Annotated in this window: 22 protein-coding genes and 1 CRISPR repeat array; of the genes, 16 read left to right on the top strand and 6 right to left on the bottom strand. The window is 38.0% G+C overall.

Going from position 1 to position 23,700, the window contains the following annotated elements; all coding sequences use genetic code 11:
• Positions 1–20: 20 nt before the first annotated feature.
• On the top strand, positions 21–227 hold the full coding sequence (locus MSHOH_RS26015; protein ID WP_082089310.1) for a Fic family protein: 207 nt from the start codon (positions 21–23) through the stop codon (positions 225–227).
• Between the two features lie 311 nt (positions 228–538).
• On the opposite strand, the gene MSHOH_RS10445 is transcribed toward MSHOH_RS26015, so the two are convergent.
• Positions 539–1,657 carry a hypothetical protein gene (locus MSHOH_RS10445; RefSeq protein ID WP_048139467.1) on the bottom strand — a complete coding sequence of 373 codons (1,119 nt, stop codon included), beginning with the start codon at positions 1,655–1,657 and terminating at the stop codon, positions 539–541.
• Positions 1,658–2,100: 443 nt separating this feature from the next.
• On the opposite strand from MSHOH_RS10445, the gene MSHOH_RS10440 reads away from it, so the two are divergent.
• Positions 2,101–2,712, top strand: a complete 612-nt coding sequence (locus MSHOH_RS10440) for a hypothetical protein (protein WP_239451329.1) — start codon at positions 2,101–2,103, stop codon at positions 2,710–2,712.
• A gap of 70 nt (positions 2,713–2,782) precedes the next feature.
• Here the strand turns inward: MSHOH_RS10440 and MSHOH_RS10435 are convergent, their stop codons facing one another.
• The 4 genes from MSHOH_RS10435 to cas1 form a co-directional block, all read right to left on the bottom strand.
• Positions 2,783–3,154 (bottom strand): hypothetical protein, encoded by a 372-nt coding sequence (locus MSHOH_RS10435; protein ID WP_048139465.1) that lies wholly within the window; start codon positions 3,152–3,154, stop codon positions 2,783–2,785.
• 101 nt (positions 3,155–3,255) lie between these two features.
• On the bottom strand, positions 3,256–4,035 hold the full coding sequence (locus MSHOH_RS10430) for an HFX_2341 family transcriptional regulator domain-containing protein (RefSeq protein WP_048139463.1): 780 nt from the start codon (positions 4,033–4,035) through the stop codon (positions 3,256–3,258).
• Positions 4,036–4,173: 138 nt separating this feature from the next.
• Positions 4,174–4,479: a CRISPR-associated endonuclease Cas2 gene (cas2, locus tag MSHOH_RS10425; RefSeq protein ID WP_048139461.1), complete on the bottom strand. Its 306-nt coding sequence runs from the start codon at positions 4,477–4,479 to the stop codon at positions 4,174–4,176.
• 41 nt (positions 4,480–4,520) lie between these two features.
• The gene (cas1, locus tag MSHOH_RS10420) at positions 4,521–5,531 is read right to left on the bottom strand and encodes a CRISPR-associated endonuclease Cas1 (RefSeq protein ID WP_275425580.1); all 1,011 of its coding nucleotides are present in this window, start codon (positions 5,529–5,531) and stop codon (positions 4,521–4,523) included.
• Between the two features lie 606 nt (positions 5,532–6,137).
• A CRISPR array of direct repeats spans positions 6,138–7,586; the repeat unit is 37 nt; unit sequence GTCGAGAAGTAGCTTCCACTAAAATAAGGATTGAAAC.
• 247 nt (positions 7,587–7,833) lie between these two features.
• On the opposite strand from cas1, the gene MSHOH_RS22775 reads away from it, so the two are divergent.
• The 11 genes from MSHOH_RS22775 (at position 7,834) to MSHOH_RS10365 (ending at position 20,135) form a co-directional block, all read left to right on the top strand.
• On the top strand, positions 7,834–8,967 hold the full coding sequence (locus MSHOH_RS22775; RefSeq protein ID WP_158024118.1) for a reverse transcriptase domain-containing protein: 1,134 nt from the start codon (positions 7,834–7,836) through the stop codon (positions 8,965–8,967).
• 207 nt (positions 8,968–9,174) lie between these two features.
• On the top strand, positions 9,175–9,981 hold the full coding sequence (locus tag MSHOH_RS10410) for a hypothetical protein (protein WP_158024117.1): 807 nt from the start codon (positions 9,175–9,177) through the stop codon (positions 9,979–9,981).
• Positions 9,982–10,328: 347 nt separating this feature from the next.
• Positions 10,329–11,738, top strand: a complete 1,410-nt coding sequence (locus MSHOH_RS10405; RefSeq protein ID WP_158024116.1) for a Cas10/Cmr2 second palm domain-containing protein — start codon at positions 10,329–10,331, stop codon at positions 11,736–11,738.
• Positions 11,725–12,390, top strand: coding sequence for an RAMP superfamily CRISPR-associated protein (locus MSHOH_RS10400; protein ID WP_052730815.1), 666 nt, complete (start codon positions 11,725–11,727; stop codon positions 12,388–12,390). The genes MSHOH_RS10405 and MSHOH_RS10400 overlap by 14 nt, the downstream gene beginning before the upstream one ends.
• 1 nt (position 12,391) lies before the next feature.
• The gene (locus MSHOH_RS10395; RefSeq protein WP_048139456.1) at positions 12,392–14,149 is read left to right on the top strand and encodes a hypothetical protein; all 1,758 of its coding nucleotides are present in this window, start codon (positions 12,392–12,394) and stop codon (positions 14,147–14,149) included.
• Positions 14,149–15,636, top strand: a complete 1,488-nt coding sequence (locus MSHOH_RS10390; protein WP_048139454.1) for an RAMP superfamily CRISPR-associated protein — start codon at positions 14,149–14,151, stop codon at positions 15,634–15,636. Before MSHOH_RS10395 ends, MSHOH_RS10390 begins: the two co-directional genes overlap by 1 nt.
• Positions 15,633–16,274 (top strand): type III-D CRISPR-associated protein Csx19, encoded by a 642-nt coding sequence (csx19, locus tag MSHOH_RS10385; protein ID WP_048139452.1) that lies wholly within the window; start codon positions 15,633–15,635, stop codon positions 16,272–16,274. Before MSHOH_RS10390 ends, csx19 begins: the two co-directional genes overlap by 4 nt.
• A 5-nt stretch (positions 16,275–16,279) precedes the next feature.
• Positions 16,280–18,145: a TIGR03986 family type III CRISPR-associated RAMP protein gene (locus tag MSHOH_RS22150; protein WP_052730814.1), complete on the top strand. Its 1,866-nt coding sequence runs from the start codon at positions 16,280–16,282 to the stop codon at positions 18,143–18,145.
• Between the two features lie 64 nt (positions 18,146–18,209).
• Positions 18,210–18,887, top strand: coding sequence for a CRISPR-associated endonuclease Cas6 (locus MSHOH_RS10375; RefSeq protein WP_048139450.1), 678 nt, complete (start codon positions 18,210–18,212; stop codon positions 18,885–18,887).
• Between the two features lie 40 nt (positions 18,888–18,927).
• Complete coding sequence (gene crn3 / locus MSHOH_RS10370; protein ID WP_204245413.1) at positions 18,928–19,254, top strand: CRISPR-associated ring nuclease Crn3/Csx3; 327 nt, start codon at positions 18,928–18,930, stop codon at positions 19,252–19,254.
• A 23-nt stretch (positions 19,255–19,277) separates the two neighbouring features.
• Entirely contained in the window at positions 19,278–20,135 is an 858-nt protein-coding gene (locus MSHOH_RS10365) for a hypothetical protein (protein ID WP_048139446.1), read from the top strand.
• Positions 20,136–20,518: 383 nt separating this feature from the next.
• Here MSHOH_RS10365 and MSHOH_RS10360 read toward each other — a convergent pair whose 3' ends face one another.
• On the bottom strand, positions 20,519–22,093 hold the full coding sequence (locus MSHOH_RS10360; RefSeq protein WP_162197626.1) for a peptidoglycan DD-metalloendopeptidase family protein: 1,575 nt from the start codon (positions 22,091–22,093) through the stop codon (positions 20,519–20,521).
• Between the two features lie 425 nt (positions 22,094–22,518).
• Between MSHOH_RS10360 and MSHOH_RS24320 the strand changes: the two genes are divergently transcribed.
• The 3 genes from MSHOH_RS24320 to MSHOH_RS10350 all read left to right on the top strand — a co-directional run bounded on the left by MSHOH_RS24320 (position 22,519) and on the right by MSHOH_RS10350 (position 23,687).
• The gene (locus MSHOH_RS24320) at positions 22,519–22,698 is read left to right on the top strand and encodes a hypothetical protein (protein ID WP_048139442.1); all 180 of its coding nucleotides are present in this window, start codon (positions 22,519–22,521) and stop codon (positions 22,696–22,698) included.
• Between the two features lie 74 nt (positions 22,699–22,772).
• Positions 22,773–23,048, top strand: a complete 276-nt coding sequence (locus MSHOH_RS26135; protein WP_449405453.1) for a DUF3024 domain-containing protein — start codon at positions 22,773–22,775, stop codon at positions 23,046–23,048.
• Between the two features lie 69 nt (positions 23,049–23,117).
• Positions 23,118–23,687: a plasmid pRiA4b ORF-3 family protein gene (locus MSHOH_RS10350; RefSeq protein WP_048139440.1), complete on the top strand. Its 570-nt coding sequence runs from the start codon at positions 23,118–23,120 to the stop codon at positions 23,685–23,687.
• Positions 23,688–23,700: the final 13 nt, after the last annotated feature.

Genomic DNA, 23,700 nt, shown 5'->3' with positions numbered 1-23,700 from the left:
AATGGCAAATATCCAAAGTGATGCTGGAAAGTTCAGGACACTCAAATGTGTATATTCGTGGCTGTCCTATCGAGGTTGGAAACGCTGAGACTCTTGAGGAAGACTTGCAGAGGCTAATTGATGGTTATTATGCCGATATCGCAGCTAAGAAACATCCTTTCGAGTGTGCTGTCTTATTTCATCAAGCATTTGAAGCTTTACATCCATTTACGGGCGGGAATAAGTAGTTATGGCTCAGCAGGGTGAAACTTACTTTTACGCACTGAACTGTGGTCACCAGAAATTGTTAGGTAACCAAATATGGATGTTGAAATGGTAAAAGCTTTTGCTGCTTTCATGGAAATTAATTATGGTAGAATGATTAGGGATGTAAAAAACGAATTAAAGAAACGAACTAATGTAACACACAACTCCTCCTGAGCCTTTTACTGTGTACGTACCAACCGATTCTGTTTTGCTTCCACGCCAGTGCTCGGGCAGAAGCCAGAAGGCGAACGGAGAAGGACGCTAACGTACAGTTTATATTTTTCATAATTCCTTAAGGAGAACCAGGTCTTTTTACTAAATTTTGCCATTCAATAATCCCCTTTAAAAATTTAACTTTTCCCAATTTTCCAGGTATTCTCCCGTCCCACCATGTAACTGGTATCAATCCTCCAAGTATAAGAATTCGAATTAAATTAAGCTGAGGGGATGGAGGTAAAGCAAGAGACCCTATAGTTGCTATAGTTGTGAGTGATTGATAAGCACGCTGCGCTTTACTAAATATATCACTTTTTATATTTGCAGGTAAATTCAATTCGGCAGCAATTTCAGTAACAGCGTCAATTTTCTCTTCTGGCTTTTTATTTTCAAAATCAGCCTTTCTTTTAAGAGTTTCTTCATGGATTAAGGGAATATGATTAATGAGTAAATCTTTTTTATTAAAATCCTTATTTCTTGACATTTCTGAAACAAAATATTGTCCCCATGACCACTCATAGTCGCTGGGTGTTTGTAAGCTCCAGTTTAATTGTGATGGAAAATCAAAATTATGGATGATTGCATTTGCGCGATATTCATGCGGAAAATATGTGACATCATTTCCAAAAATTTCGTAATACTTTATTGTTCTTATCCAAATGTCAAAAGAATAGATAAAATATTCCTCTTTAATGTTGAGAACTTTAGCCATTTCTAATCGGTTTTCACTCTTTAAAAAATCATTAACTTCATAAGTAGGTATGACCGCCAATTTTCGTTTGAGCAATCTTTCTTCTGTCAAGTGATACTTCAGCCAAATTTTTAATTTTTTGTAATTTTCTGGATTATAAATCCAAGCTTTAAATGCATCAAATTCTTTAACTAATTTCTCATCGCTCAATGGAATATCTTTTGCGGTTCGACCTAAGTATGGTTTTACTAATCCAATATTTTTTGAATAAATTTTTGGCAAATAACTATCGCTTTCCTTCAGATCCAGCATTTTAATTGATTTGGGAGATGGAGAAGGAAATACTGTTGATTCATGATTAATTACAAGATCAATGAAATCAGCTGTGATTTTTTTCCCCCAAGGATCAAAATTTCCTGATTTCGTAGGGAAAAGAAAAGAATCGACTGCCCATCCGACTGCAATATCAATTCCTGCAAGTTTCGATTCTAAGTAATCGCTCATAATTTTTTTATTGGGAATATCGGTATATAAACATTATGTTTTTATTTACTGTGTAGTCTATGAGGTATGAACAACTTTACATGACCGACTACAGCTGAAAATAACCCTTAGCCCTCATAGACTACACAGAACCTAAAATAGAAAAATTAATTTATACGTTTTTAATAATGAACTGCGTTGTTATTATGAAGTGCCCAATGTCAAAGGGATATGAACGATAGATCCGTATTTATTATCATCATTATCTTTAGTATTAGCTTCAGCCTACATTTCTAACATAATTTCTAGCTTACTATACGATTCTATCAAAAAATATCTGGAAAAATTTTTAATCTTTATTCAGAAGCATATAATGGGACACTTAAAGAGTTGAATAAAAAATATAAATTAGATGAAAAACAAATCAGCGAATTTTTTCATCGAATCTTGATAAAGTAAGAAAGATGAGCACTTCAGAAATAATTGAAAAGTTACAATCAATGAACATTGATTTCAAAATAGAACGTTTTAAAAAACAGGCTCAACATCATATCTCTGCAATTCAATTAGCAGAAGATCATTATTATACACAGGACTTCCATGCCCCAGGTCCGGATGAAGATTTCATCTGGCTGGCAATGATAGAGTTATGGAACCGTATAACCCCGGAGAAACACAATGTAGAAATGATCGATGATTTGATGCAGGAAGGCTACGAAGACATTGATAAACAGAATTACGGCGAAGGACTGGAAAAGTGGGAAAAAACCTGGAACATGATAGTAAGTATTGTCCCTCCTCATATAAAATCCGTTACTGAAGCCGATAAATTCATTCCGGATCTTATGCAAAGTATTTTTAATTGGTGTCAGGATTTTGAAATTGAACTGGGCAACGCAGGGCTGAAAGATAAAGCCTTTTACGTAAAAAGGATAAAATACTGCCAGGATTTCCGTCGGCTTTTCCCTCACTCGGATGAATCGATAATAAGAAATATGCTCGGAGCAGAAGCTGAATCATACACTGAGCTTGGGGATTTGGAAGCAGCAAAAAAACTATTACAGGAGATAGATTGAGTTGTTTTCAGATGGTTTCCGAAGGTTTGCGAGTATGAGATAAACTCTAAGTTAACTCTTAAACGCTAAGTTAACTCTCAAAACCCTGATTTAATTCCTCTACTTTCCTTGCTAAAAAAGTAGAACTATCTCCCAGATGAAGCCTGAACTCACCTTCGAGTTCATCGTTTTTTCTTATCCTGACCCAGCCGAAACCAGAGACAGGGTCGCACTCATCATTTCCTTCCCAGGTGAATTCAAATCTTGTGCCTTCAACGTAATCAACGATCTTTCCATCTATTTCACCACAAATCAGACCAAATTGAAAAGACCCGAGGTTATCCGGCTTTATCTTAATATAAGCCTGAACGTCCATATTGAAATAGTCCTCATCCCATAGCTCCATCTCGTAAATATGCCATGTTCCTGTAAAATCCGCATTTTTGCCTTTATTTTCTTTCATGATAAATACCTATACAACATCACGAATTTTAAGCTTCCTTAGATGATTTTTATAAGCAAAACCTGACCATCGCATTCGGTTAAATGTTTTGGCGTTCTACTTTATATCATGCGAAGCTTTTCCTTACTGAAATAGGCAGCATAAATCTTTCCTTCATCTGTCAGACTCCAGATTTTTACTCCAGATTTCCCTCCTGCGGGCTCTCCTCTTTTTACTGCGCCTTTCCTGCTGGAGAGAAGCCCGGAAAATTCCAGGGCCTTGAGGGTTGGGGTGATGGTCTGGGGGGTGACTCCGAGGTGGTTTGCTATATTTTTAGTTATGAAGGGCTTGAGTTTTTCATCACTGCACTGCTCGAGGGGCTTTTTCAGCTTCTTTTCTTCCTGCATAAGGTAGGAGAGGATCTTCTTTCCCTGCTTTCCTATTTTTTCGAAATAGCCGGAATCAGGCATTGGGAGTTCAAGTTTGATGCTTCCGTTTCCTTTTTCCTGGATAACGAAAGCTTTGCAGCGGCACATGCCTGCAGCACTCATGGCTGCAAGGGATAGAATTTTTGTTCCGCCTGTTACGTTTAAAACAACTTCAACACCTTCAGGCTGGGAATGGATCAGCTCAATTATCGTAATCAGGCACTCTTTAAAATTAAAAGGGTCTACTTTGAAAGTTTCCACACCGATTCCAAACCCGTCAAGGAGCTTAGTGAGTTCTGAAGCTTTTTCCGGGGGATTTACAATTTCCGTACCTTCTTTGATTTCAGATTCAGGATAAAGTTCGTATAAGGGCTTTCCGGCAACAATCAGGACCTTATCTACATTTTCCATCAGCCGGACTCCCAGTTTTATTATATCTCCAGACCCTCCGAGGGTTGCAATCATCACAGCCATATTTTCCCGTTCCTGCAGTGCTTTTTCTACTTCCTGTTTTTCTTGGACTTCACCCCGTTTTTCCTTATTCTATCTTTTTTCGCTTTATTCCTGTATTTTTTCCTATTTATTTCCTGTTTTTTTCCTTACAGTTTCAGCTCATTCAGCAATAAATAAGCATTCTTTTTCTGCGTATGTGTCAATGTCGAAGTTTTTCCCGATTACAAGCCTTTTTCCAAGGCAGGCTGTGCAAACCGGTGAAAGGAGCACGGAATCTTCTTCGGTACCTTCCTCATGGTCAAGGACCTGTTCGATTTCTTCTGCAAGGGAATACATCTTTTCCTGTTCCAGCTCCCCGAAAAATACGCTTTTCTGGAACCTGTAGAGCCCGAAGTCCAGGCACTTTTCCGAAACTTTGTTCCGGAGGCTGTTATCGGTTATGTCATAGACAAGCCATAAAAACATGTTGAATCTCCAAAAACTTCCTCAGTACCGTCCTCAAATCCTTATCTCCAGTAAACAAAAGGAGCATAACCGTTTCTTTCACCAGTCAGGAATTTTGAAACCGCCCTTGCCTGCAGCAGGACGAGGCTGGAAAAAGAGTGCCTGAAGTCCCGATAATTTATAACCTTTGCCAGCCTTTCGGAGACGGCTTCCAGAGTTTTATGCCTTCCAGCCCTGTTCAGGTAAAAACCGCCTTCAACCGGTTTAAGGTCGTTTTTTGTTACCAGATTTTTTGAAATCAGGCTGAGCACAGACCTGTCCACAACCGGCTGCCGGAATTCTTCAATCAGGTCAAGGACGAGGGAAGGCTTTCCCGGCAGGTCGGTATGCAGGAAACCCATGTAGGGGTTAAGGCCTGAGAGTATGCAGGCTTTTTCCACTTCTGTATAGAGGATACCGTACCCGTAACTGAGCATTGCGTTGAAAAGGTCTCCGGGCGGCCTTTTTGTTCTCGTCCCCGAGTACACGGCTTCGGGAAGGACGTTTGATAGGGCCTGAAAGTAAATCCGTGAAGCTTCGCCTTCAATCCCGAAGAGACTATCCCTTGCTTCTTCGATATAGCCCCATTCTTCAGCCCGCTTTTTTATTTTTTCTGCCTGGGACATGATCCTTTCTGCCTGTCCTGCCAGACGCTCATTGTCTCTGTTTTTTGCCAAACTCTTTAAAAAATAAGCCTGATTCCGGATTTTAGCCCCGATCATAGAGCTCATAAGAAAAATCCCTTTCCCGTCATCATAAGCTCTTGCCTGGTAGCGCTGTACGGTTGCAGAGTTTTCCTGTCCGCAAGAATAAGTCCTTGCAAAAGGCTTCCCCATCCTGTCCAGGTAAACGATGTCAATTCCTTTTTTGACCGCAAGCTCGATTGCATCAGCAGTAACTGCAGCTCCCGTGTAAATCAGGATCTGTGAGACCTTATCTGCCGAAAAGCCCTTTTTAAGCAACTTTTCAGTCTTATCCACGAAAATAAACCGATTGCTTTTCTTATGTATATAAGTCCCATATTCATCAACAATCAGGCGAATTTAGTAATTCCCCCTGTTATTTGAGAACTCTGTACTACAGGTCCCATATTCTTTTAACCCTACAGACATACAAATACTATTTCGCGAAGAATTCGGCTTTTTTCCGAATCCTGGAAATTATTGACCGTTTTCCAGAAGAATCACGCTTTTTTTCAACTTCACAAACTAATTTACAGAAAAACGGATTCGTCCGAAACATCGTAAATAACTGTTTTGAAATAATTAGAAATAATTCTTTCTTTTTCTGTTCGAGATGAAATGTAAAAATCACAATGCACAGGAAGAGCACAACGTTATAATTAAATTTTAGATTTGCTGCTCATCCCTAACTTCCCAAACAGTTTTGAAAAAGTATACAGACATGTACATTGATAAAAAAATAATATCAACATCGAGCAGTTAAAAATGAAAAAGTTTATAACTTGCTGCTCCTTATATACTATCCAGTTATTTGTCGACCAGCAAATTTTGTTGACCAAAACAAAAACAGGTAAATTCCAAATATTAGACAGTCAAAGTGAAAAATAAGCTGTTTGATATTAGTTTTCAGATTTGAAATTACTTAATAATTTGCTGAAAATAAGGGAAAACGACCCTGTCGAGAAGTAGCTTCCACTAAAATAAGGATTGAAACTCGCAAATTCTGGATGTAATGTCACAGACTCTCGGAGTCGAGAAGTAGCTTCCACTAAAATAAGGATTGAAACCTTTTCAAATGGATCTGGCGTTGGTTCTGTATTCCTGTCGAGAAGTAGCTTCCACTAAAATAAGGATTGAAACTTTTCTAGAGGCTCATAAACATCCTCTACTTCTAAGTCGAGAAGTAGCTTCCACTAAAATAAGGATTGAAACCACTGCTTCCTTTAGAGCTGCATCCGCTTGATCATCAAGCATTCCAGTCGAGAAGTAGCTTCCACTAAAATAAGGATTGAAACTCGCTGCTTTTAGCGGGAAGGTTCTCATTTCTTTCGTCGAGAAGTAGCTTCCACTAAAATAAGGATTGAAACTATTTGCTCTTGCTTTATTCGCTATCTGTTCTACTAGGTCGAGAAGTAGCTTCCACTAAAATAAGGATTGAAACAATTTTCTCTGATGCTATCGACCGCTTCTTCTGTCATAGTCGAGAAGTAGCTTCCACTAAAATAAGGATTGAAACCTACAGTGGATGTTCACATTCTGTACAGCTACGACCATAGGTCGAGAAGTAGCTTCCACTAAAATAAGGATTGAAACTTGAAACGGGCAAGCCTGTACTCTGGATTCTTCTTTCGTCGAGAAGTAGCTTCCACTAAAATAAGGATTGAAACCATGTCTGTCTGGTTTAAAGTAATAAGTTTTCCAGGTCGAGAAGTAGCTTCCACTAAAATAAGGATTGAAACAGAAATAACCAGGACTTCTCCGCATTTCAGAAGTTCGTCGAGAAGTAGCTTCCACTAAAATAAGGATTGAAACTTCCGATATCAATAGCTTCTTCTATTATTTTTCCCTGGTCGAGAAGTAGCTTCCACTAAAATAAGGATTGAAACTTCTTCGATTGTTTTTATGCCGTTTTTATCAAAAATAGTCGAGAAGTAGCTTCCACTAAAATAAGGATTGAAACCCTCATTCTTACGCTCGCACCGCTTGCTTCAAACGGTCGAGAAGTAGCTTCCACTAAAATAAGGATTGAAACTAAAATCTCCCGAGCGAAGCAATTCTTCTCTATGGGTCGAGAAGTAGCTTCCACTAAAATAAGGATTGAAACTTCTTTAAAGAAATATTGTTGTTATTCAAATATAATGCGTCGAGAAGTAGCTTCCACTAAAATAAGGATTGAAACCTTTTCAATACGTCAACAAAGACGATATCACCTTCCTCGTCGAGAAGTAGCTTCCACTAAAACAAGGATTGAAACTCCTTTTCAGCTTCTTTTTGGTAATCTTCTTTTAGTGCGTCGAGAAGTAGCTTCCACTAAAACAAGGATTGAAACCTGTGGCATCCTATTCTTTCACCTCCTTCGATTTTTCCTGGTCGAGAGGTAGCTTCCACTAAAATAAGGATTGAAAATTATCCCCTGCACTAATAATTTTTTTGAAAAGATCTCCTAAAAAACAGTATCAGCAACTCTAATTCGGAAAAAAACCGAATTCTTCGCGGCTAAGTATATCAGGTTCTGTAGCTGACTGAAAATTAATGACCATTTAAGGAGGAACCTGATATACAGAACCAGCCACTAGCCGAGATTCAACTGAAACTGTACAGCAAAGCGAAGAGAAACCCAGAAAAGAAGTTTAAGAAACTTAAAAAACTGCTTTTGAAAGACGAGGTCCTGTACACGGCCTGGAAGAGCCTTAACAGAACCACAAAGGGTACAGGTGTGGATTCCCTTACCATCCAGCAGGTAGAGGCTTCAGGGATTGAAAACTTCATCCGGGCAGTAAAGAAGGAACTTGAAATAAATCGGTATGCTGCTGACGAAGTCCGAAGGGTCGAAATCCCCAAACGAAACGGGGAGACAAGGCAGCTTGGAATTTTAACCCTTAAAGACCGGCTTGTCCAGGGAGCTGTAAAACTCGTCCTTGAGCCTATTTTTGAAGCTGATTTTGAAAACTGCTCCTACGGCTACAGGGCGTATAGGTCTGCAAAACTTGCCAGCCTTGAAGTTTACAAATGGCTCGAAGCCGGAAGCACCCATTACTTAAAGGGAGATATAGAGGACTGTTTTGACAGCATCCCCCATGATAAACTGATGAAGATCCTTAAAACGAGAATCGAAGACAAATTGATACTTTCCCTTGTCCAGGACTGGCTCAAGAAAGGCTCACAGGCAGGCAGCTCCGGAAAAGCTTCCGGAAAAGCTTCCGGAAAAGGGCTGCTCCAGGGCGGGATAATCTCTCCACTTCTTGTAAACTTCTACCTGGACCAGTTCGACAACCACTGGACTGAGATCGGGCTCAAGAATGTTGAAGGAGAATCAATAGAGCACCTTGTGCGTTTTTCCGATGACTTTGTGGTCCTTTCAAAGGAGTGGATAGACCCGGAAAGGATAAAGGCTTTTATGGGCGACCTGGGCCTCGAATTGAATAAAGAAAAGACCTATGTCGGGACTGCCGCAAATGGGTTTGAATTCGTGGGGTTCTACTTTGAGGTAATTGAAGAGGAAAACGGGGCTGGAAGCGTTATAAGAGTTATGCCTACTGAAGGGTCTATTGAGAAGGTCGTCGAGAGCATCGAGAATATTGTGAGTGCTGAGAGCATAAATAATAAAGAAGGAGTAGAAAATGTCTTTTCCGTCAATGAAAATAAGGTTAAGGCTCTGAATACTGTAATTAATAATATTTATAATGTTGTTGACCCCTGGGTGAACTATTACAAACATACCGATTATGCAGCCGGGCTTGAAAGAATTGAACAGTGTTTCAATAAAAAAATTAAAGAATTTATTTAAATATATACCCAGTAATTTCTTATGTAGAAAGATGTCCTAATGAATGCAAAAATTTATTTATTACATTACAAATATAACCAAAATTAAAGAAGTATTCTCAAATAATTATCTACAGATATTGTAAATAAGGGAAGCATTGAACTTAAAATCCTCAGAATGATCCAGAAATAGTCTTGAAATCTTTAAATCATGTTGGTTGGGAGATTTATGTCAAATAAAGTTGCTAGAAAATTATTGAATACAAATGAATTGGTTCCTTTTTTGATATGGTCAGGCTTGTTTGCAATTTTTATAAATCTCCTCTCCAATATTTTGAGCTACAACATTGGTAATTTTCAAAGTGTTTTAATTATTGTCTTCTTATTTCTATGTCTGATCCTTTTATTCGTTGCTTTTGAGAAAAGAAATGAAAAAAAGCTGAGAAAATTAATAGACAGCTCAATTAACAGTAGAAAATTACGAGGTGAGTATAAAGGACTGATAGCTTTCGTAAGTGACAATAAAGAAAAAGGCGACAAAGAAAAGAGAGAATACCTGGAAAAATGCAAAAAAGACATCAAGAACTATAAAGAAACAGGTAATGTTGAAACAATTGCTGGTATCCGCGGGATTGGGCAAACTTTCAGGGCTCTGGATTATCATTTAAAAACAGGAAAATTAAGGCATTGCTGGTTGATCTATTCTGACCAGTCCGGTGTGAATTTAGATGTTGTGAAAAGCTTTTTTGAAATAGTAACCGAGAACGCGATAAAACCAGAACCTGTGAGAATTAATGATCCAAATAACAGTAAACACATAAAGGAAATTATAGATGAGATATACGACGATTTACCTTCTGACTTGAGAGAAACCGACATCGTTGCAGACATTACTGCAGGAAATAAACCAATGACAGCTGCAATGGTATTATCGTGTTTAAATTCTGACCGCGGCCTCGAGTATATAGAACAAAGTAACAAAAATGAGTTAATTGAGGTGAATATATCCCCCAAGTTTAAGGGAGTTGAATTGTAAGACTTAATTAAAATTATGATATTGATTTGTAAATTTTCAGGAACGACAGAAGTCTTATGATATTTCGGGATTTGTAGAGTTGGTTATACATGAGCACTATTTACGCCGTTTTATTGGAAGTTGCTTCTATCCAGAGATATGTTTTCGGAAGTAACAAATTGAAGGAGAACTACGGAGCTTCTTATCTTGTCGAAAACGTATTCGAAGATAATCTTAAGACAGCCTGGCAAAGAGTCGGTCTTGATGCAAAAGATTTTGAAAGCTGGACTGAGTGGACAAAAAATGAAGATGCTACGGATGGTTTTGCCGACGAGATCCGAATCCTTGACTCTGGGGTTGAGGCCGAAGTGGGGTATATTGGAGGCGGAAACGCACTTCTTTTTTTAAATGATCAAGAAAAGGCAAAAGATCTCGCAAAAGAGTGGTCAAAAGAACTTTTAATAAATACTCCGGGACTGAATCCGAATATTGCAATTTGCGCAATTGATGATGGATACCTGAACAATAAAGACAAATTTCCGGATATCATTACCAAAATATTTAAACAGCTGACTGAAAACAAATTAAAATACCAGCCTCAGACAACTTTACCCAGACATGGGATAACCGCCGAGTGCAATAGGACGGGGCTGTCGGCTGAATGTTTGGATAAAACAATGAAAGATAAAAAAGTTTACATTTCTTCAGTTGCCAGGGCGAAATTAGCTGTTGCTGATGCTGCAACCGATAAATTACATGAGGATTTTAAAAAAGTTTTAAAGCAAATATATAAGTTTCCCAAAGAGTTTGAAGAACTTGGACAGTGCGATGACGACAGCCACATAGCCATCGTACATATTGATGGAAATAGCATGGGTTCTGCATTCAAATCATGTAAAACACTTCGAGAAATACGAAACCTCTCTAAATCAGTAAAAAATTCAACAAAGAAATCAGTGGAAGAGCTTTTAGGAATTATAATCGAAAAGATAGAAACGGACGATTATATTTATGATTATTTTGATTTCAATTGGCACCTTTTACCAATCAGGCCTATAATCATAGGCGGGGATGATATTACTTTCGTATGTCCCGGAAAACTAGGAATCTACTTTGCTAAGATTTTCATGGAAAAGTTTGCTGAAAAGGAAGGTACGAAAGGAGATGAGAAGATACAGCTGTCATCCTGCGCAGGTGTAGCCATCACTAAAACAAAATATCCTTTCTATCGTGGTTACGAATTAGCTGAAGATCTCTGCAAGAATGCTAAAAAAGAATCCAGAAAGAAGAAGGAAGAAAACAGTTCCTGGCTGGATTTTCACCTTGCATATGGGGGTCTCTCAGGGGAACTGGACGACATCCGCAGAGCCAATTACGAAGTAACTACTGGATACCTTTGTCTTAGACCTTACAGAGTTGTTGGTAATGAAAACGATTATCGGAACTTTTCCAAATGCATAAAGGGTATCAAGCATTTCAAAGGAATGGATGACGGCGCAGAGGCTGAAAAACCCGAGCAAAAAGGATGGCCTAATTCCAAAATTAAAGAATTAAGAGAAGTACTGACGATGGGCTCCAACTCTGCTAAAATTTTCATTCAAGAAATGAGTTATCGAGGTCGTACTTTGCCTGAAATTGAGGGATATCCTGAATGTAAAGATACAGGGTGGTTATGTGAAAATAAGAAACAATTTACACCTTATTTTGATATGCTTGAATTGATGGAAATTTACCCGATAAAACTCGAAGAGAAGGAGGTGAGTGATGTCCAGCTTTAACCTGAATATTGGACTTCTTTCTGACACTCTTATAGGATCAGGTGAAGGATGGGGAGCTACAATTGATTCTGACATTGTTTTTGATAAATATGGGCTTCCATACATTCCTGCAAAAAGGATCAAAGGCTGCCTCAGGGAATCAGCAGTAGAAGTACTGGAAATATTCGAAAAAGCAAGTATTGGGTTCGTTTCACAAAAAGAAATCGATTCTCTTTTCGGGGAAATAGGCCAAACGGAAAGTGGTGAGCTTTCTTTTTCAAATGCTTACATCGAAGATTATGCTTTAAACAAGCAGTGGGTTGAGTGGCTGGAAGACAAACATAGAAGTATTTTTTCAAAAGACACTGTCCTCAATACTTTCACTTCTATCCGGCGACAGACAGCTATTAAGAAAGAAGGAATAAAAAAAGAACATTCTCTAAGGACGTCAAGAGTCCTGAACAGAGGATTAAAGTTCTCTGCAAAGATGGAAACTTCAGGAGAAATAGAAATCGAAAAAGTTGATTTTCTATCCTTTGCTGCTAGGAATTTGAGACATATTGGCACAAACAGGAACAGGGGATTCGGGCTTGTAAGCTGTTCTTTAAGTGGAGAACAGGTTCCCGAATATGATGAATCCATTGTAAAGCTTCGAAAATTGGTGGAGGTTTAAAATGTATCAACTCACTTATGAAATAGAAACATTGTCCCCAGTGCTTCTGACACAGATTTCAGGAGATACGAACATGGTCTCTACTCTTGACTACATTCCGGGAACTGTCGTTCAGGGTATTTTCGCTAATAACTATATAAAAAAGGCGAATCTCCACTCAGATGCGCACGAAGACCCCACGTTCCACAGGTGGTTCTTAAACTCTGGGCTTATCTTTACCAACGCTTACATCGCAGACGAAGAAAATGGTCAAAAAAACTATTTCTTCCCCACTCCATTCTCAATCAACAAATATAAAATTGCCGAACCTGAAACTGAAGCAAATAAAGCCTTTGATTTGATTATAGAAGACCCAGATACGAAACAAAAAAATCATGTAGGCACTTACTGCAGGATAGAGAAACGGCAACATATAGAAGACAGTAACATAGAAGACAGTAAAATTTTCACTAAAAATGTAAAAAAGTCAATAAATTTCCACCATGCAAGAGAAAACAGGTTAAAAGGGCACAGTGAGGAAGGAACCATTTTTAACTATGAATCTCTGGACTCTGGCCAGATTTTTGCTGGAAGAATTCTTGGAAGTGAAACTGATCTCAGACAAATAAAAACTTTGCTTGAAAGCCGCGGGAAAATCAGAATTGGAAGATCGAAAAGTACCCAATACGGTGAAGCAAAGCTTACATGGGTCTCTAAAGAACCGGAAAAATATGAGTCAGAATTGCAGGGTTTAACGCTTGATGAATTGAAAAATCATTTTATTTTGACTTTCCTGTCGCCTGCGCTCATCAACAACGAATGTGGATTTGCTTCGGCTTCGATTAACGATTTGAGAAAGTCTCTTGCCAAATCTTTGAACGTGGATACTCTAAATTTAACCATAGATAATATTGAAATTACAAAAAGCTTCAAAAAAACAGAAATTGTTGAAAATTTTGTAAGCAAGTGGCTCTTGAAGAAACCAAGCGAAAATTCGATCAAAGCAGGTTCCTGCTTTGAAATAAAAATCCGAGTAGCAAACGATCAACTTGACAAGGACATAAAAGAGTTGCTAAAAAAGTCCCTCCTGGAGCTTCAAAAAACAGGAATAGGCGAACGGACTGGTGAAGGTTTCGGACGTTTTGCCATAGATCTGCAGAAAGAGAAAAACTATGAATTGCATAAGCCGGAAGAAGAAACAAAAGGTGAACCGAAAGGAAATGTCAGTAAGCCCGGTGGAAAAATTCCTGACCTGGTGAAAGATATCGTCAAAAATGTCATACTCAATTCGTATTACACGAGAATTGAAGCGAGAGCACTGGAAGATTGTTCAGGCTTTTTAAAGGAAAAAAGCAGGATACCTTCCAATTCTCTTATCGGGAGAATGGATCTTATGTTAAGAGATTCAGGTTCTCCTAAAAAATTTATGACCGCTGTTGAAGCTTTTCCTCAACTTACAAAAAATAAACTGGATAAGTGCAGAAATGAGAAAATAAAGGAAACATTGTACAGTTTTGTAGTACCGAAGAAGAACAATTCCAAAGACGAAAAAGATGTTTCTGTAAATAAAGATGTCTATAAAGCGAAGGAGTATGAGATCTTCACCCAGTTCGATGAAGACTACAATCTGAACGAAACCTGCACTTTGATAAATTTCGATCCTAAAGAAGATGAAGACACAAGATCCAGACTTTATTTCCACTACTGGATAACTTTTTTGGCAAAAATGAGGAAAGAATCGAAGAAAACCCCGGCTGTAAGAGAAAGGAGGGAGAACTGATGGGCCTAACCGAGGAATCTGTGGTTGGAAAAACCATTGTAAAAGGGAAGCTTAAACTCCTGTCCCCATTGCTTCTTGGAAGCGGAAATGATGATCTGGCTGACATAGAAGTAATGAAGGACTCAAAAGGAAATCCGTTTATTCCCGGAACTTCTCTTGCAGGTGCATTGAGGCATTATTTTGAAGACAATTTCCAGGATCAATTATATTATGATTCAGAATGCTTCTGGGGGATTCACCGTAAAAAAACAGGAAATGGAAAGAAAGAAGAATCTTATCTGAGCGCTTTAATATGTGACGACCGGAATTGTCCGTATCGAAGGCTGTGTATTTATTGTAAAGAATCTTTCCAAAGTGCTTTCATCTGTTACGACCTCTTCCCTAAGGATGCAAGTGTCAGGATTAGAGATGGTGTAAAAATAGATCCAAGAAGCCAGACTGCGGAAAAAAGTGGAAAATATGACTTTGAATTGATAGAAGAAAATGCTGAATTTGATCTTTTCTGGGAATTAACTCTCAGAGGGAATAATTCGAAAGAAAAGTACCAGAAGATTCTTGCAACACTTATTGATGTCCTTAAAAATGGCAAATTGTCCATAGGTGCTAAAACAAACAGCGGATTTGGAAGGTGCGAGCTTCAGGATATCCATGTAATTCATTTAGATTTTAATAATAAAAATGATGTTTTGGAATGGTTAAAACAGGAATGGCAGAAATCGGACTATCAGGGAGAGGGATCGGAATGGAAAATGGAACCGTACCTGATAGAAAATAGAACCTTCTCGATCGATGCAAAATTTGCCATAAAAAATTCCATAATTATCCGGGCTTATTCTGAAAAAGCTAATATGCCCGATTCAACAAGCCTGACTTCAGCCGGTAAATACGTACTCCCAGGAACCTCCTTAAAAGGAGCAATCAGGCACAGGGCATTAAAAATTCTCAAAACCCTTAATCCCAAAGAGAATACTGCTGAAGATAAGATCGATTGCTTATTCGGTATTGCCGGGAAGAATTTAAAATGTGGAGATAAAAGAGATTGTGACGAGTCTAAAGCAGAAATAAAGAGCCGTGTCCAGGTTGAAGAAACTAAAATCACCAATGTTGAGCCTGAATTACAGACAAGGATTAAAATAGACCGTTTCACTGGAGGGACTGTAAAATCAGCCCTTTTTGAGAGCATGCCTCTCTGGTCAAAAGGAAATGACGAAGCTCTAAATGTAAAAATCAAAATTGAAAAATATGAGCCATGGGAAGCGGGTCTGATGATGCAGGTTCTTAAGGACCTATGGTGCGGAGATCTTGCAATCGGTGGAGAGAAAAATGTAGGAAGAGGCGTTTTGCAGGGACTTTCTGCCGCAATAAAATGGGAAGATAAAGAGCTTTCGATTGAAGAAAAAGAAGGAAATTTAATTTTTTCTGACAAGGATGCTGTTGAAGAGTTGAACAGGTTTGCAGTAAGTGTCAAACAGGAGCTGGAAGCATGAAAGTAAAGGCACTTGAACTTAACTTGAGAGAAAAGAAATCCTGCACCGAGACCTGTAAACAATATAGCCTATCAGATTTCTCTTCTCTCGAAGCCCTTGCATGTGATAAGTTTGGAGAGACGGGATTTTGCGTTTTTTATCTTGACAATAAAGTTCTGTTCGGTAGATACGATGGTACTAGTTTCCTTTTTTATAGGAAAGATCTTCCGAAACCTGAGTTTATACAGAAAATGAGATTATTTAATCAGGATAAGGAACTCCTGCTGTGGAGAAAACGATGGAATGGTTACTCTGGTGATTTTGCCTTTAGGTTGAGAGTAGACGAAGTAGGCGATAATACTGATGTTGTTGATGCGATGCAGGTCTTATGGGGAACAAAAGCAAATAGCCTTGACGAAAACTTCACAGAGCTTACTGAAAAAAGGGGAATGAAGATTATTGTTCCATTAATAGGAATTGAAGTGGACGATGGCGAAAACAGACTGTTTATTCTGACCCGCAATTACATAACTTACAAAACCGACGGATCTAAAACTAATGAGTTCCAAAATGATAATTCCTCCTACATGCAGGCCAGTTATTTTGATTCTAGGTTTGTTTCGTTCATAAACAAACATGGTAAATTATTGGGATGGTGATATAGATGGCGAGCAAAGTAGGGACATGCAATAATATTAATTTAAGATCTCAAAACCAAGATCTCAGTTTTCACGAACAAAAAATAGAGAATGTAGGATTTTCTGAAAACGACCCTTTGAACGATGTTTCAAGGGCGCCATATAATTTTGTTCCATTAAATGGTAAACTGGTTCTGGCGGATAGTTTGCCAAGCAAAGGTATACATGGAAGTTATATGGAGAGTAGGTGCACAGGATATATTGAATGCGAACTCGAAACTCTAACACCTACTTATATAAGAGGAAGTTTGACTGAAGAAGAAGCAAGAGAGCAAAAGCTAGCAAAAGATAAGTCAGACTTCTTTTCTCCAGCTAAACAAGTTCGCATCCCTGGCAGCAGTCTTCGTGGAATGGTGCGTAATCTTTTGGAAGTCGCTAGTTGGGGGAAATTTGGCTTTTTTGAAGAAAAGAACCTTTACTTCAGGGCTTTTGCAGGCAGTAGCAAAAGTTTGCGAGAAGAATACAGTAATCAGATGAAACCGATAGATGAAATTTCAGGGAACTCAATATATAAAATGTCCGCTGGATACCTCGTGAAAGAAGGATTCGACTATTTCATATGCCCGGCTAAAATAGACTTGCAAGGAAAACAGTTTAAAAGTATTGAAATAGAAGAATCTGAAAATAAAATTAGAAACTTAGGAGAAGAAAGACGCTATTTTCATTTTTATGAAATCCAAGATGGTGTTCACATTGTCGTTTCGGGAAAAATGGATAACAAGAAACATGATTGGATCATAAACGAAATAAATGGGGATACTGAAAGTCGAGTTAAAATTCCAGAAGAAGATATCTTAAATTATAAATTGGATGAAAACAGAGGAAAGTTTGTCCCGGATCTTTTGAAATTATGTGATGAAAAAAGTGAAGTCCCATGTTTTTATGTTGAATGGGTAGACAACGAAAAAAAAGAGAGAGTTTCTTTTGGACATACTGCACTCTTCCGACTATCATATAAAAAATCTATTGGAGAGCATATACCAGTAAACAACACAAAATATAAAAATAAACTCGATTTTGCGAATGCTTTATTTGGAACAACTTTTGAGGAAGGAAGAAATCTCGATAAAAGTTCTTTGGCTGGTAGAGTATTTTTCGAAGATGCTCTTTTGTTAAATCCTACTGAAAATCCAGTTATGAGAGAGACAATCCCCCAAATAATGTTAGGTCCAAAACCAACGTCTATCCAACTTTATCTGGAACAGAAAGAAAATAATAAAGACAACTTGGAAAACTACAACGACAACGTTAGAATAAGAGGCAATAAATTCTATTGGCACAAATCTGGAAAAAATTGGGAACAAAATCGTGACTCTATTGCAAAAAACAAAAATATATTAACGAAAATAAAACCTGTGAAACCCAATACTAAATTTAAGTTCAAAATACGCTATGAAAATCTTACTGAAAATGAACTGGGAGCATTGCTTTTTGTATTGAAGCTTCCAGATGGATGCGCTCACAAAATTGGAATGGGTAAGCCTTTAGGATTAGGGAGTGTTAAGATAACTCTTAAACTTTACAGTTCAAAGAGATCTAAAAGATACTCAACTCTTTTTGTTAGTAATTCATGGAATTTGGCAGAAACTGAGCAAAGGAGCGATGCAATAGAGGATATCATTTCGATCTTTGAGAATCATATATTGACTAAGATTCTGACTGAAGAGAAAGGCATTGGTGATTCACTCTGGAATACTCCCCGTCTTAAACAGCTTCGAATATTACTTGATGTAGAAAATGGTAAAAAACTTGAGAAAAGTAAGAAAACAACCTACATGGGCATTAAAGAGTTCAAAGAAAGAAAAGTGCTACCAATTCCAGAAAACGTATGAATCTCATAGAAACAAGTTTTTGCTAATCCTCTTGCAGGCATGAATTATTATAAGTTTGAAACCTATGATCCTGAAAATCCTTGAAATGACCTTCAGATCAACTGAAGACTTACAAAGAAGTTTATTTTCGATGCGAGGCTTCTTCGCATCAAAATTTAATGATCTAATTGAGCTGCATAACCATAATACTGACCAGTTTGTTTACAGCTATCCTCTTGTTCAGTTTAAATTTATTGGAGAAGACCCTCTCCTGATCGGGATCAGTGAAGGGACTGATATACTAAAAGAAATTTTTGATAAGTTTGATACAATCAATATAAACGGCAAGGACTACGAAATCGTCGAAAGGACGATGAAGCTCAAGAAAGAAGAGTTCGGGCTCTGCAGCAAGATCTACTTTTACGAATTCTTGCATCCCTGGTTTGCCCTCAGTCAGAAAAACTACGAGAAATTCAAACTTACCGAGAATAATGAAGAAAAAGTGGAGCTTTTACGAAATATTCTGAAAGGAAACCTGCTCTCGATGTCAAAATCTCTTGGTTATTCTGTTCCTGACCAGATAAAATGCGATATTGACCTTCTCCCTACAAAGTCGAGATACAAAGATACTGTTATAACCTCATTTGATGGTGGTTTCATGGCCAATTTTTGCATACCTGACCATCTAGGGATAGGTAAATCTGTTTCCAAAGGTTTCGGAACAGTTCGAAAGATTCGTAGTGATGAAATTTTTCAGGGCTGAGTAAGAAAAACTAATGCTTGAAACTAAAATATTAAATTAAGTGAAAGATATTAAATTAAGTGAAAGTAGGGAAATTATGAGCAAAGTAAATTTCAACACAGTAGAAAAAGATGACTATACTCTCGTCTTATTTGAAATACCCGACGTTCTCGCTCCAGAAGACCTATCAACAATCGCTCCCCCAGAAATCAACGGAGCAAAAGGAGTAGTCCTTAGCGGAAGAGGCCCCATATGGCTCTACTGTTTCCTGACCCACTTTTACCATCCAACAAAATTCGTGGCCACATATGACCCGAGGTTGGAAGGGGCTGTTATTGTGGAAAGACATGTGGCTGAGTATAAAGTTGGTTCTATTTTGAGACTGTAATCCAAAAGCGAGACTGATCATACATGGTCAAAGTAATCAATCAGTTTATTATATTCTGTACTAAAAGAAAACCGTACTATGGTTTTATAATAAGTGCAATAATTACTGTTTTTGGATTTATGAGTGAAGATCTATGTAGTTATATTTCGTCATTGTTTAACTTTGGGGATATTATAACTACTTTTTTTATTTTTGTAATTATCTCTGTTTTTATAATTGTCTTTGATTTTTTACTTTCAAGGAACAGGAATAAAAAGTCGGTGGAATTAAAAGAGCTCCAAAATAAGTATAAAGGTTTAATTGTTTCCATAAGTAAGATCAAGGTACCCGATAAAGAAGTCGTTGGTTTAATCGATGAAGTAAGCAAACTTGAAAAAAATATCAAAAGTAATCTAAAAATTGCAAAGAATAGTGTAGATGTCAGGTCACTGGAAAAACAACTGGATAATTTATATATTAAACTTTTCGGAATTGAGGGTATCGGTCAAACTTTTAGAGCGATTATGAAACATCAGGGTAAATTGAAAGTATGCTGGTTACTGTATACAGATAAGTCTGAAAATGAAAAAGATATAGTTATTCATTTCCTTAAAAAAGTTCAACCTGATATGATACCTAGACCTATTCTTATAGAAAATCCTTCTAGTTTAACAAGCATACATAAAACAGTTAATACTGAAATTTTTTCTAATGAAATTGAAGAGTTGAATAGCTTGGACGATGATTTAAAACTAGAAGAGAGTGATGTAATCTCTGATATTACAGGAGGAACAAAACTTATGAGTGGAGCAATCATAATGGCATGTATGGTTTTTCCAGAAAGAAACATGCAGTATGTAGATCAAGATAGTATTGAACTCATTGATGTAAAGAATGTTTGATTAAAAATTAAATCTTGGGTTAATATCAACTTAAAGCTTATCCGAAAAGTCAATAATGGCACGCTTTAAAGTTGCAGTAGGTCTGATCTGAAATCAGCTCTGGTTACGGTACTGTCAATTTTAAAGATACAGTAAGTCACAATACTTTTCGGATAGGCTCTTAATTGGGAGCCTGGGAAATTTGAACTATTTCCGATTTATCTGATATTCTAATTAACCTACCTTAAATCAGCCTTTCAAACAACCCCATCAGCACCTCAATAAACTCATTCACCATCCCATAATTCCTTCTACTTTTTCTTCGCTAACAGGACTTTTCTCCAAAATCTGATCAACACTTATCCCACCGGAAATTTGCCCAATTATACTTTTTTCAGATTCGTCTATTCCACCCTTATGTACTCAAAACCGACCGTATCCTCATTCGTACCTGCAATCCCATTATTTGCGGGGTCTATTCTAAACCCTGTAACTGTACCCTTCCAGAGGGGATTCTCAGCCATTGAAATAGAATATTCATACCAATCCGGCCCTGTTGATGTCGTAAATTCTACTTTTTTGTCGTCTCCATAAGCAGGTGATTCTGTTGTTGTGAAGTAAACTGCACCGACGTTATCAGGACAGTTGCTTGACATCTTCAGGTTTATAAATTTTGCAGTTGATGCATCTATGTAAAGACCATTTGTTTCAATCCAGGGATCAGACCCTGCCGGGTCGATGAAAAGTCTTCCTCCTTCTACGGAATATTGGGCTCCTTCCATATTGTGGGGTTCCCAGCCTTCGAGGTTGCCGGGAATGTTGAATTCCCATTGGGCGGAAGTCTTGCCTTTGTACGTGGATTCCGAATCGGGACCATAGCTTTTGACAACCAGGATTTCATCGTTGTTGATGTATTTTTCCGGGTTATGATAACCATAGTCGTCGGGGTTTCCAGCTGCATATCCATAAACAGTTTCTGCAGTTTCAGATGGGTTTTTGGGGTTTGTAAGAGTATTTGAGTCTTTTATTTCGAAATGAAGGTGAGGATTAGTATTTTTTATGCATTTTATCCAGTAATCATCCTGACCGTATCCTGTAGCTCCCATAATTCCAATTTTTGTGATTCCACCCATTACATAGCTCCCTTCTTCAATACCAGATTCTATGGAAGCAAGATGAGCATACATTGAGTAGATCTTTTTTCCATTTGTCAGCTGATGTTCAATTATAACTGTGTTTCCAAAACCATGGTCTTTGCACCCCTTCGCTGGCCCTTCACAGTTAGAAGCACAACCCACATCGTTTTCAATGATATTGACCACTTTACCGCTTGCTGCTGCAAGGATTTTCTGTTCCCCAGATCCTGAGATATCTATTCCTGAATGATATCCACCATTTCTTAATGTACTGTAAATTAACGAAGCGGAGCAAGTTTTCATATCCGCAGGCCATTGAAACACTTCTGTTTCGACCCCACCTTTATCCTCAGAATTCTCAAGGGTTGAAGGACCTGATCCGCCGGAATACACTCCAAGCTCTGCATTCTGGTCTGCAAACTCGATATTTACAATGTCATCCGTGTTTGCACCAAGAGCATCAATTGCGGTTTTCGAGACGTCTATCACCCTGCCGGTAATTATGTTCGGACCCCAGTCTTTAACTTCAAGGACCACCTGTTTGCCATTTTCCGGGTTGGTGACGAGTATCTTTTTGTTGTGCCACCAGTCTTTTACCTTATACAGCTCAGCTCCCTGTAAGCCTGCATAGGGCCAGCGCATTGCCACATACCAGTACTTTGTTGCATCATCATTTCCACAGTCGGGACCAAGAAATTCTCCCCAGGCAGCTCCTTCACAGCTTCCGTGATCCATCGAGCTGAAGTACGAAATTTTCCCGCTTTCAGCCGGGAGCTGGTGGAGAGGATCAAAATCAAGTGAGCCTGCTGCTAAAGAAAGACCTGCAAGACAAGTCGTTATCATAGTCATACAAAAGAATTTAACAATAATTTTAATTCGAAAGGCACTCATCTATTCACCCCACATATTTCCAAAATTATGGACCATTAGGATATATTAACTCAAAGTAAAAAATTGTTTTTATTTTATGTTCTTATCTTAATCATATTTTTGTATTTTAAATCCAGTTTTTGGGTTAATAGATATTATTTGAAGAAAAATAATAACTCAAAAATATTCCGGTCACTAGGCAACAAAAACTATAATCCCTCAGGAAAAATCAATCTTACATGAAACCAATTTATCTCCAAAAGATCTAAGATTCGCGAGCAAAATCCACCAAAACAGGGATTGAAACTTTTCTTACCCCAGGTTCCTGTGAGTTCTAATAGATTCGAGAGAAAATTCCATCAAAATAAAGATTAACACAGGATCTGAGGTGTAATACTATGGAAAATGAAAGATATGAAAGAGGATGGTTGAAACTAAAAGAAATCGATGGAGAAATAGGGGAAGAAATAATAATGCCCAGTATAATATTAGGAATACTATGGATCGAAGACAAAAATTCTGGGTTTTTTATCCACAAAAGTTTCCAAAACCTAAAGTGCCAGAAGATGTTAAACTAGAAGTAGAAACGAAAGCAAGGGAACTAGTAGAATCATTTTAAAAACCGGAATACATTAAATCTCCCCCGGAAGATATGCGTTTTAACTATATAGTGGACGTTTATACGAAGTGGTACCGCAGCTCCTTTTATTTCTGTGCGACATACGCATGCCCAGGCCCGCAGGCTATATCTTCATCTTTTGAAACAAAGTTTGCACGCATGGAATATGCTGGAGATGGCCTTTTCAATCTTTCATATATGAGGCACACAGGGAAGTGGTTTGAAATTTTTAAAGGCCTATCCATAGATGAATGTTTAGAAACTATTAGGGATTTTCCCCCACTTCATGCCATAAAAAAATCCATTTAATCGTTATCGGTTTACGGATATTAGCGGATGTTAGTGGAAGTTATCAGATGTTTATTCGGATGAATAACTATGAAAAATACCTTTAAAAATATATATCAGTTAAAGCTTTCCATGAAGGGTATTGTCCCTCAGATCTGGCGGCGGATCCAGGTACCGGAAAATTATACCTTCTTGGACCTTCATTATGCTATCCAGGCTGCGATGAACTGGGAGGATTACCATCTGCATGAATTCGAAATGCTGAACCTGAAGACCGGGAAACTTGACAGGATAGGGACAAAAAGCGACGATTATGAAGATTTCTATGATGAGTCACTCGTGCCTGAGAAGAAAACTAAAATCTCTAACTACTTCACGCTGGAAAATAAGGAAGCTCTATACAGATACGATTTCGGAGACAACTGGCAGGTAAAAGTCCGGCTTGAAAAAATCCTTCCGAGAAAAGAAGAGGTGGAGTATCCTGTCTGTACTGCAGGAAAAAGAGCAGCCGTCCCTGAAGACATCGGCGGGATATGGGGCTATGAAAATATGCTGGAGATCCTGAAAGATCCGGAACATGAGGAATACGAAGACACAATAGAATGGCTGGGGGAAGACTTTGACCCCGAATATTTTGACCCTAAAGACGTTTCGTTCTAAGAGATAGTCTTTA

It is taken from the genome of Methanosarcina horonobensis HB-1 = JCM 15518 (assembly GCF_000970285.1).
Taxonomy (GTDB): domain Archaea; phylum Halobacteriota; class Methanosarcinia; order Methanosarcinales; family Methanosarcinaceae; genus Methanosarcina; species Methanosarcina horonobensis.
Note: the sequence above shows the minus strand (reverse complement) of the source record. Positions and strands in the feature narration are given on the sequence as shown.

Coding starts and splice junctions, on each gene's coding strand:
- cas2 (WP_048139461.1), bottom strand. CDS start 4,479: ATGTTTTTATGGCTTGTCTATGACATAACCGATAACAGCCTCCGGAAC.
- MSHOH_RS26015 (WP_082089310.1), top strand. CDS start 21: ATGCTGGAAAGTTCAGGACACTCAAATGTGTATATTCGTGGCTGTCCT.
- MSHOH_RS24320 (WP_048139442.1), top strand. CDS start 22,519: ATGGAAAATGAAAGATATGAAAGAGGATGGTTGAAACTAAAAGAAATC.
- MSHOH_RS10350 (WP_048139440.1), top strand. CDS start 23,118: ATGAAAAATACCTTTAAAAATATATATCAGTTAAAGCTTTCCATGAAG.
- MSHOH_RS10440 (WP_239451329.1), top strand. CDS start 2,101: ATGAGCACTTCAGAAATAATTGAAAAGTTACAATCAATGAACATTGAT.
- MSHOH_RS10400 (WP_052730815.1), top strand. CDS start 11,725: ATGTCCAGCTTTAACCTGAATATTGGACTTCTTTCTGACACTCTTATA.
- MSHOH_RS10365 (WP_048139446.1), top strand. CDS start 19,278: ATGGTCAAAGTAATCAATCAGTTTATTATATTCTGTACTAAAAGAAAA.
- MSHOH_RS10410 (WP_158024117.1), top strand. CDS start 9,175: ATGTCAAATAAAGTTGCTAGAAAATTATTGAATACAAATGAATTGGTT.
- MSHOH_RS10445 (WP_048139467.1), bottom strand. CDS start 1,657: ATGAGCGATTACTTAGAATCGAAACTTGCAGGAATTGATATTGCAGTC.
- MSHOH_RS10360 (WP_162197626.1), bottom strand. CDS start 22,093: ATGATAACGACTTGTCTTGCAGGTCTTTCTTTAGCAGCAGGCTCACTT.
- MSHOH_RS10390 (WP_048139454.1), top strand. CDS start 14,149: ATGGGCCTAACCGAGGAATCTGTGGTTGGAAAAACCATTGTAAAAGGG.
- MSHOH_RS10395 (WP_048139456.1), top strand. CDS start 12,392: ATGTATCAACTCACTTATGAAATAGAAACATTGTCCCCAGTGCTTCTG.
- csx19 (WP_048139452.1), top strand. CDS start 15,633: ATGAAAGTAAAGGCACTTGAACTTAACTTGAGAGAAAAGAAATCCTGC.
- MSHOH_RS10375 (WP_048139450.1), top strand. CDS start 18,210: ATGATCCTGAAAATCCTTGAAATGACCTTCAGATCAACTGAAGACTTA.
- MSHOH_RS26135 (WP_449405453.1), top strand. CDS start 22,773: ATGCGTTTTAACTATATAGTGGACGTTTATACGAAGTGGTACCGCAGC.
- MSHOH_RS10430 (WP_048139463.1), bottom strand. CDS start 4,035: ATGGCTGTGATGATTGCAACCCTCGGAGGGTCTGGAGATATAATAAAA.
- MSHOH_RS22150 (WP_052730814.1), top strand. CDS start 16,280: ATGGCGAGCAAAGTAGGGACATGCAATAATATTAATTTAAGATCTCAA.
- MSHOH_RS10435 (WP_048139465.1), bottom strand. CDS start 3,154: ATGAAAGAAAATAAAGGCAAAAATGCGGATTTTACAGGAACATGGCAT.